This is a genomic window from Neisseria sp. P0021.S007, assembly GCF_051956855.1.
In genome coordinates this window covers 1-532 of sequence record NZ_JBQCXA010001096.1, presented here as the reverse complement: position 1 = coordinate 532, position 532 = coordinate 1, and the positions used below count along the sequence as shown (strand labels likewise).

The window sequence follows — 532 nt, the reverse complement described above, 5'->3', positions numbered from 1 at the left end:
GAAAACCATTATCCTGCTCCATATACTTTTTATCAGCCTCGCCGCACATGCGGAATTCTCAGAAATTCAAGATCCTGACGGATACAGCAACTTACGCGAACAACCGAACACCCAAAGCCGAATCCTGACCAAAATTCCAAACGGCACTCATGTTTATACCCCCGAGATGGAGGGAAAGCTTCATTTAGAACACGGTTGGCAGATGACCTACGATTTGCGCGGCAAAAAAAGCCTGGATGGCTGGGTGCATACTTCGCGACTGATTCCGTTGTCGCGTTATGAAAGCATCCCCGTTACGGCTACTGCCGACGGTTTTACCTGTCAAAAAAACGGCATGGGCGTGCGCATTAAATCGGAACGTTTCAACTATAAGAAAGAAAAACATCTGTTTACACACGATCAATACGGACTTTCCCATTATCGCGGAAAAGAAATGTTCGGCACTGACGGTACAATTCCATTCAGCCACTATCGTGAAATTGCCTTTTTCCGCAACGGTAAAACACAAATCGTTCCCCGAGCCCAATATGAC

Annotated in this window: 1 protein-coding gene; it reads left to right on the top strand. The window is 46.4% G+C overall.

Annotation, left to right across the window (positions count from 1 at the left end; genetic code table 11):
* The coding region (locus tag ACTHUR_RS17710) for an SH3 domain-containing protein (RefSeq protein WP_440400037.1) at positions 1-532 on the top strand (532 nt) is incomplete at both ends.